Origin of the sequence: Moorena sp. SIO3H5, from assembly GCF_010692395.1 — a bacterium.
GTDB lineage: Bacteria > Cyanobacteriota > Cyanobacteriia > Cyanobacteriales > Coleofasciculaceae > Moorena.
The window spans coordinates 1-7,337 of sequence record NZ_JAAHHS010000380.1 but is presented as its reverse complement, the minus strand read 5'-3'; the positions used below and the strand labels follow the sequence as shown (position 1 = coordinate 7,337).

Annotated in this window: 10 protein-coding genes and 1 pseudogene; 5 read left to right on the top strand and 6 right to left on the bottom strand. The window is 42.5% G+C overall.

Annotated features, from left to right (window positions below; genetic code table 11):
- Nucleotides 1–149: 149 nt before the first annotated feature.
- From F6K52_RS28830 to F6K52_RS28815, 4 genes are all read left to right on the top strand, one after another.
- Complete coding sequence (locus F6K52_RS28830; protein ID WP_293086754.1) at nt 150–308, top strand: hypothetical protein; 159 nt, start codon at nt 150–152, stop codon at nt 306–308.
- 109 nt (nt 309–417) lie between these two features.
- A complete protein-coding gene (locus tag F6K52_RS28825) occupies nt 418–546 on the top strand; it encodes a hypothetical protein (RefSeq protein WP_293086751.1) in 129 nt (42 codons plus the stop codon).
- A gap of 5 nt (nt 547–551) precedes the next feature.
- Nucleotides 552–845 carry a hypothetical protein gene (locus F6K52_RS28820; protein ID WP_293086748.1) on the top strand — a complete coding sequence of 98 codons (294 nt, stop codon included), beginning with the start codon at nt 552–554 and terminating at the stop codon, nt 843–845.
- Nucleotides 835–1,224, top strand: a complete 390-nt coding sequence (locus tag F6K52_RS28815; RefSeq protein WP_293086745.1) for a DUF6516 family protein — start codon at nt 835–837, stop codon at nt 1,222–1,224. Before F6K52_RS28820 ends, F6K52_RS28815 begins: the two co-directional genes overlap by 11 nt.
- Before the next feature lie 454 nt (nt 1,225–1,678).
- On the opposite strand, the gene F6K52_RS28810 is transcribed toward F6K52_RS28815, so the two are convergent.
- The gene (locus tag F6K52_RS28810) at nt 1,679–3,037 is read right to left on the bottom strand and encodes an FAD-dependent oxidoreductase (protein ID WP_293086742.1); all 1,359 of its coding nucleotides are present in this window, start codon (nt 3,035–3,037) and stop codon (nt 1,679–1,681) included.
- Between the two features lie 175 nt (nt 3,038–3,212).
- Here F6K52_RS28810 and F6K52_RS28805 point away from each other — a divergent pair.
- Nucleotides 3,213–3,353, top strand: a pseudogene (locus F6K52_RS28805) (IS1 family transposase); the annotation flags it as partial.
- A gap of 286 nt (nt 3,354–3,639) precedes the next feature.
- Here the strand turns inward: F6K52_RS28805 and F6K52_RS28800 are convergent.
- The 5 genes from F6K52_RS28800 to F6K52_RS28780 all read right to left on the bottom strand — a co-directional run.
- Nucleotides 3,640–3,873, bottom strand: coding sequence for a DUF433 domain-containing protein (locus tag F6K52_RS28800; protein WP_071107281.1), 234 nt, complete (start codon nt 3,871–3,873; stop codon nt 3,640–3,642).
- Between the two features lie 190 nt (nt 3,874–4,063).
- Nucleotides 4,064–6,148, bottom strand: coding sequence for a pentapeptide repeat-containing protein (locus F6K52_RS28795; RefSeq protein ID WP_293086736.1), 2,085 nt, complete (start codon nt 6,146–6,148; stop codon nt 4,064–4,066).
- A gap of 353 nt (nt 6,149–6,501) precedes the next feature.
- Nucleotides 6,502–6,909 (bottom strand): DUF2834 domain-containing protein, encoded by a 408-nt coding sequence (locus tag F6K52_RS28790; protein ID WP_293086732.1) that lies wholly within the window; start codon nt 6,907–6,909, stop codon nt 6,502–6,504.
- A 54-nt stretch (nt 6,910–6,963) separates the two neighbouring features.
- On the bottom strand, nt 6,964–7,092 hold the full coding sequence (locus F6K52_RS28785; protein ID WP_293086729.1) for a hypothetical protein: 129 nt from the start codon (nt 7,090–7,092) through the stop codon (nt 6,964–6,966).
- Between the two features lie 123 nt (nt 7,093–7,215).
- A partial coding sequence (locus F6K52_RS28780; RefSeq protein ID WP_293086757.1) for a transposase occupies nt 7,216–7,337 on the bottom strand: 122 nt, incomplete at its 5' end.

Below are 7,337 nucleotides of genomic sequence, written 5' to 3'. Positions count from 1 at the left end.
GTGTGGGGAGTGTGGGGGGTTTGGGGAGATGGGGAGATGGGGAGATTTCATGTAGGGTGGGCAGTGCTTGAGACAGATCAGCTGACAAAGCCGGTTGCTAGGCACTGCCCACCATCGGTGTAGCCCCTCGCGAACAAAAACCACTGGCGTTGCTCAATCAAGTGCACGTAGGGTGGGCAGTGCTTGATACAGATGAACTGACAAAGCCGATTGGTAACCACTGCCCACCATCGGGAATTGACGTAGGGTCGGCAGTGCTTGATACCGATCAGCTGACAAAGCCCGTTGCTAAGCACTGCCCACCATAGCAATCTTGTAGGGTACGTTACTATAATGTAACGCTCTAAATAAACATAGAAAGTATAGCGTTTTTCATAGCTACGAGGTACACAGATTTTTTTCCCTCTTGCCGTCTTGATGCAGTCGCTCATGGGGGAAACCCCCAAGACCGCGCTGCATCGCTCTTGCTTCTTGCCTCTTGCCTCTTGCCTGTTCCCTATTCCCTGTTCCCTTATAAACCTTATTAACGTCAATTCAAAAAACTAAAAAAAATGATGGCTGAACTCAAAATCAGGTCAAAAGATCCAGAGTCACTAAAACGAATTATTCAAAGTGCCTTGTCAGAAAGATTACAGAGTATTAAAGCAGGAATTAAAAGGACAGAAGAACGCCTTCAGGAATTTGAAACTAAATATAACTTATCGACACCGGAATTTATTACTCGCTTTAACAACGATGAATTAGCCCATAGTTTTGACTTTGATGAATGGCTCGGAGAATCTAAAATGCTGACACATTTACAAAAAACAAAAGAATCTATAGAGAATATTTATTTTGTTGATTGAAGATTATTTTGATAAGATTGATAGTTTATTTTCATCATCGCCACTAGTCAAAGGATTAACTATTGAACGGGACAAAAGAGGAATGTATGAAGGTTTGATCAGAGGCAAGATAAATTTACAAGATAATTCCTTGCTACATTTCAGAGAATTTGTTTATGTAGAAATTTACATCGATAGAAAAATGTATAGTTATCAATATATGAATTCTAATAATAATCTAATTTTTCGCTATGACAATACCGAACACCATCGAAAATTAAATCTTTCTACTTTTCCTCATCATAAACATGATGGCAGTGAGGATAATGTTGTTAAATCTAATGCTCCTTTTTTAGCTGAGGTACTTAAGGAGGTTGAACAAATATTAGTCCAGTTTTAGTGCGATCGCGTAGCGTAGCCCTTTGGGCTAATCGCTCAAGCGCGGAAGCTTTGCGTGACTCGCGTAGCGTAGCCCTTTGGGCTAATCGCTCAAGCGCGGAAGCTGAGGCCTTTCGGCCACGCTTTGCGAACGCTTCATCGCGTAGCGTAGCCCTTTGGGCTAATCGCTCAAGCGCGGAAGCTTTGCGTGACTCGCATAGCGTGACCTACGGCCAATTTCTTAGTTGATGTAGGGTGGGCAGTCGTTGATACCGATCCGCTGACAAAGCCCGTTGGTAACCACTGCCCACCATAGCAATCTTGTAGGGTAGGTTACTATAATCTAACGCAGCATCTAAATAAACATAGAAAGTATAGCGTTTTTCATAGCTACGAGGTACACAGAATTTTTTCCTTCTTGCCTTTTGCCTTTTGCCTCTTGCCTGTTCCCTGTTCCCTGTTCCCTGTTCCCTTTGCTATAGCTTCATGATAGTTGATGCAGCATGTACTCCCGATAGGTATGCTCCATGAACAGTTGCTGGATAATCTTCAGATGTTGCTTCACCAGCGAAAAACAAACGATTTACAACTGGTTTTCCTAGGGTATTGCGTGTATCTGCGCTTGCACCAATCCCATTAAATGAATAGGAGCAAAACGCAAAAGGATCTAACCTCCAACGAGATAATTGCCAGCTTTCAGGATTTGGGATGTCATTGCCATAAATGGTGCGCAAAACCCTCATGGCGTCAGCCACTATTTCCCTATCACTCCATGACTCAATCTGACGAGCATAATCAGCTGCGTTGAAGCCTAACAAAATCGGCTTGCCTGTGTAAAAAGCGATGTTAAGCCATTCATTCCAACGACCGTGTTTTTCCGAAATCCAATCCAAAATCTCAACCTTTTCATTCCAGAAGATTTTTGGAAATCGCAAAAACAGTTTGTCTAATAACCCTGCTCCGATGGTAATAATTGCCCTCTGTTTCTCAGCAGGTAATGGCGGATTAAACTTCACTGTGCCATTTTTCAGCACACCAATCGGCAAAGTTACGATGACTCGGTCTGCCGTAAACAGATCCTGATTGGTTTTTATTGTCACCCCATCATCCCCATAGGTGACCGCCTCAACAATCTGTTCCAATTGGATATCAAGGTCACGGCTAAGATATTCAGTGATACGAGCATATCCATCAGGAAAAAGTACATCTTTACCGCCAAATATCTCTGAATCATCAAAATTAACAGCAGACATTTCTCCAATACCACCAGCAAACTCATGCTCAACGGTGACATTTATTATGTGCATTATTTGTTGTTTTTCCTGTGCAGATAACTCAGCCCAGGCAGGAGTAGCCTCGATACTCTCGCGCAAAGTCATACCATCCTCTGCCTGACGCGATACAGCTTTTACTAACTGGTCAAACAAACGCTGCATCCTAGAACGAAACTTAGCATTCGCCACCTCCCCATTCGTTTTATACAAAATATCATTGTCATAGTTGGTTTCAATTCTTGTCACCCCTGCTTCATTAGCCAGTTTTGTAAGGGGATTACCCTTTACTCCATGAATCCACGATGCACCTAAATCAACTGGAGTGTCAGGCCAAAACCGGCTCGTCCAAATCCTTCCTCCAATGCGATCGCGACCTTCAAGTACCTTAACAGTGTACCCTTTATCACGTAATTGTCGTGCCGCTCCCAATCCTGCCATGCCAGCACCAATAACTAGAACGGTATCACTTGTATTTTCAAACTTGTCATTGTCAGTCAAATCATTACATGCTGCTGCCACAGCCATGAATGCACTCAAACTTAGAAATTCTCTTCTTTTCATAAAGAGTTTTTTTGTAAGTATTCAGCTATCAGTTATCAGCTATCAGCTATCAGCTATCAGCTATCAGCTTATGGGCACGCAACTTTTTTACAAATATGAGATGCACCCATTCTTCAATTGATCCTTGACCACCTTCTTTGACTGAAGTTCCCCCACTCGCGCTTTGCATCAAGACATAGAAAATGAAAATATGAGATTAAGACATTATTTAGCTAGACTACATCGACGAACTATTTGCTATTATAAATCATCAGAGATTTTGGAATTATCAATTAGGCTTCTTATTTATTATTTAAAATATCATAAAATCTCCCTTTATGGTGAAACCATTTCATACTTCAGCAACACCACCTCTACGTTACCGATTCTCAATGGAGTAGAGTTAGAAGTGACAGTTGAGGAAGTTTTTGGGTGGTTAACCTTAGGGTAGACTGTATCAATCTTAATTTAGGGAGTATTAGTTATTTCCACAATCATTTCTCCTTGCTGCAACTGTTCTAAAGCATCAGGCAAAGTTGCGGTTTGTGACGTTACCACAGGTTAGCCACAAAATTTGAGGAGGTGTTCCCAAACGACATACTAAATCGATGAAATCGCTATCTTCATGCTGTCAGTCTGGGAAAATCAGTGCGTCGTGCAGCAAAAAGTAGACAAGCTTGAATATCTGCCAGTTCCAAATCGGGGAAATCTTCTAAAATTTCAGTAACACTAACATTTTCAGCCAACATTTCTAAAATATCGGTAACTCGAATTCGCATCCCTCGAATGCAGGGACGACCACCACACTGACCAGGGGTTTGAGTAATGCGAGCGATCAAGCTGGTTTTTGAATTCATGAGGGTGTTTACAAGTTGCTTTGTTTGTCTCCATTTTACTCACATATGTAAGCATTAAGCGGTCAGCGGTCAGCGGTCAGCTGTTGGCCTTGGCCTTGGCCTTTGGGCCACCCTACGCGAATGGCTGAAAGCTGATAGCTGTTCGCGTAGCGTGCGCGTAGCGCTTAAGCTGATAACTGAATGCTTACCCCTAAGCCTCTGTCCATCCCTCAATCGTAGCCATCAAAATGTTAACTAAGGGATGGTCTAGGGCTTCCTTGAAAGCTTCCACTCCCCCAGCTTTCATAGCATTGATTACCTTAGCTTTTAGGGTTGGGTTATTCTCAATTCGGTCAACAACTTCACTGACAACTATCATCTTTTCTTTGCTTGTTGTAGTGGGATTAGTCTGGGATAGTTGGTTTAGGAGTTGCTGGATTTCAGCTGCTGCTTCGGCTAGGTTTTGTTTTTGTTTTGATGTCAAATTATTAGTAATGTTAAATTCTTGTCTAGCATTATCGTTGGCAATAGGAACAATAGGATTAGTAGCTTGGCTTTGGTCTATGTTAAAACTCTGTGAATTATCTGGCATATCATTCTCCGCTTTAGCTGTAACATCAATAATATTTTGAATAGGTCTATTTGCTTGTAATTTGATAATCTCTTTTAAGTCAGCGCTTTGCTCACGATAAATTACTATCTGGTCATCTCTAGCTTGTAGTTCTGCTGTATATTTTTCTTCCACAGCTTTGAGAGCAAGTTCATAGTTTTGCGTGAAGTCACTATGAATTTTTTCCTTATTCGTGTCCGGGGGAACACTTACCTTAACAACAACTACACCATCCCCTTTATTTTCAATACTCTGAATAGCTAGTTCGGTATCTTCATTCTCTACTTGGACTTTTTTGAAAGCAGCAATAAAAGCTTTCCAATCTACACCGTTTCGGAAAATTAGGTCAACAGTATCTAAGACCTCTTGGAATAGCTTAGTAAATTCTCCTGGTTGAAATTCGCCACTACTTGGACGACGCTCACGGTTATCTGTTCCTGGCTCAGGATTTTCTAACAGATAAACAAACTGACAATCAACATCTTCTAGCTTAGTGCTACTTTCAATATTCCACGCTTCTAAATAAGCACCGGTTAAATAAGCATGCGTAAAATCAGTACCAACGCAGTTAGCTTTAGTTAAATTAGTCCATTCTAAATTAGCATCCTTTAAAGTGGCTTCGCTAATATCAGCTTGTTTTAGATTAGCCTTATTTAAATTAGCCCCTCTTAAATTTGCACCTCTAAGATTGCCTTCAACATAAGACTTATTGTAACCATTACCACTAATTAATAATTCTCGGACAGCTGTATCAGCTAAGATAGTTTTACCAGGTCTAGCTCGGTCAAGCTTAATAGTTTTCCGCCAACAAGTACGAGTGATAGTAGCCTCCCTTAAATCTGTACTTTTAAGAATAGCTCCCGTGAAATCAGCATCAGTTAAATCGGCCTTGTAGAAACTTGTACCTCCTGTAGCAGCAAAGGCAATAGCCATAGTGCGAATCCAGACATCTCTGGGGTCTCCCTTTAGAGCACGCCAGCCCAGGTAATTTCCAAGTAAAGCTACGGCTACGGCTACGGCTCCGGCGAAGCCTACGGCTACGGCTCCGGCTACGGATACAGCTCCGGCGAAGCCTACGGCTACGGCTACAGCTCCGGATACAGCTCCGGCTACAGCTCCGGCTACGGATACAGCTAGGGCGAAGCCTACGGCGAAGGCTCCGGCGAAGCCTACGGCTACGGATACAGCTACGGCTCCGGCTCCGGCTACGACTCCGGATACGGCTCCGGCTCCGGCTACAGCTCCGGCTCCGGCTACAGCTACGGATACGGCTACGGATACGGCTCCGACTCCGGCTCCTCCGATACCTTGACGAAGGATTACAGCAAATAAGACAATTATTGTAATCAAAGCTATCCAGCTCGAGACTTGATCTGTTACGTTGCTAAAGGTAAATATATACGTTACTAACAACCCAACAAATAAGGAAATAAATCCTGATAGTCCTGAAATTATCCAGGAAACCAACAAAAGAACAACTACCCACTGTTTCTGTAATCCTGCCTTCGCACTACAGAACTGAGTACCCTTTAGAGTAGCATTCTTAAAATTTGCCCCTCTAATATCCGCTTCACTAAAATCTGCTCCGGAAAGGTCTTCCCCCTGGAATGATTGACCTCTAAGATTTACCCTGCGGAAATCCCTTTCTCCTGCTGCATAGTCTTTCAGAATTTTACTAGCTTTCATCACTTATAATCCTATATATAGGAAAGGAAACAGGAAAGTTCACTTGAAGTAAGCTATTATGATAAACGCTTCTTGTCAATAAACTTCAATAAACTGGTAATTATTCTTAATAAACCCTATTTGATTGTGTTTATCGATCAACAGACTGTTTACTACAGATGTCCTGGGATAGGTGGTTGTAGCTGAAACCGATTTCTAGCATTGCGATGCTCTGTTCCCGTAGCGTGGCAACGGCCAAGGAGCTGCTAAACGCGATTAGCCCAAAGGGCTACGCTACGCCAACGCACCAGTAAAACCAACATCCCAATCCAAACGCGGTAGTGCGATTAATGATTGATTTTTTCCGATAATTCTTACGTTGGTAAAGTCTTTTCCTCCTGAGTATCTCCTGCTAGACCTAGCACTTCCATCTGCTTGCGTTCCCGCATCAACAGAAACAACGGAAATCCAAAACCAAAGGATACTAAAAAGATAGCGACAATGTAAAGACCCCACAACCTCATTTTGAGCCGTCGCCCTTCTGTTACAATCACCACGATTGCACACAAGGCTGCAACACTCACATCTATCCCAATAAAACTGGAGGCGGGATAAGCATAAATTTGTTTGATAAACAAAGCAATATCGAAGTTAAGAAAGTTAGCCAGGCTTAGCTTTCCTTTAGTGATAATAATGAACTGCACCAAATAGTAGTTTGTCCAGACGAAACCGATGACTGTTAAGGCAGCATAGATAATTTGTCGAATGCGATTCCAGAGCATAGAGGTAATGGTTATAGCAATTCTACGACTTGTGAGGTATACAATTTCTAGATTTTAGGGAACAGGGAACAGATAAGAGGGAATAGTGTAGCCCCAAATTGATTTTAGTTGATGTAGGGTGGGCAGTGCTTGAGACAGAGTCAGATCAGCTGACAAAGCCCGTTGCTGGGCACTGCCCACCATAAGTGTAGCCTCCAAAGGAAATATTAACTTGCTATCAAGATAGGACGGGAGCGTGAGAACCCCTACCTTTTAAGGAGGGGATGAAACGCGACACGACGGGTTTTAACCCGACGTGTCGATTTGTTACTTGCCTCGTTGACTTTCGATATATTTTTTGACTACCTCTGTACTTACTTGACCTGTTGACGCCACAAAGTAGGTCGGAGTCCACAATGATGGCAGTTTCTTTAGTTCTGGGAATTCTT

Excerpts from the sequence above, each read along its gene's own strand:
- F6K52_RS28825 (WP_293086751.1), top strand. The coding sequence starts at position 418 with ATGCAGTCGCTCATGGGGGAAACCCCCAAGACCGCGCTGCATCGCTCT.
- F6K52_RS28820 (WP_293086748.1), top strand. The coding sequence starts at position 552 with ATGATGGCTGAACTCAAAATCAGGTCAAAAGATCCAGAGTCACTAAAA.
- F6K52_RS28810 (WP_293086742.1), bottom strand. The coding sequence starts at position 3,037 with ATGAAAAGAAGAGAATTTCTAAGTTTGAGTGCATTCATGGCTGTGGCA.
- F6K52_RS28800 (WP_071107281.1), bottom strand. The coding sequence starts at position 3,873 with ATGAATTCAAAAACCAGCTTGATCGCTCGCATTACTCAAACCCCTGGT.
- F6K52_RS28795 (WP_293086736.1), bottom strand. The coding sequence starts at position 6,148 with ATGAAAGCTAGTAAAATTCTGAAAGACTATGCAGCAGGAGAAAGGGAT.
- F6K52_RS28790 (WP_293086732.1), bottom strand. The coding sequence starts at position 6,909 with ATGCTCTGGAATCGCATTCGACAAATTATCTATGCTGCCTTAACAGTC.
- F6K52_RS28785 (WP_293086729.1), bottom strand. The coding sequence starts at position 7,092 with ATGGTGGGCAGTGCCCAGCAACGGGCTTTGTCAGCTGATCTGACTCTG.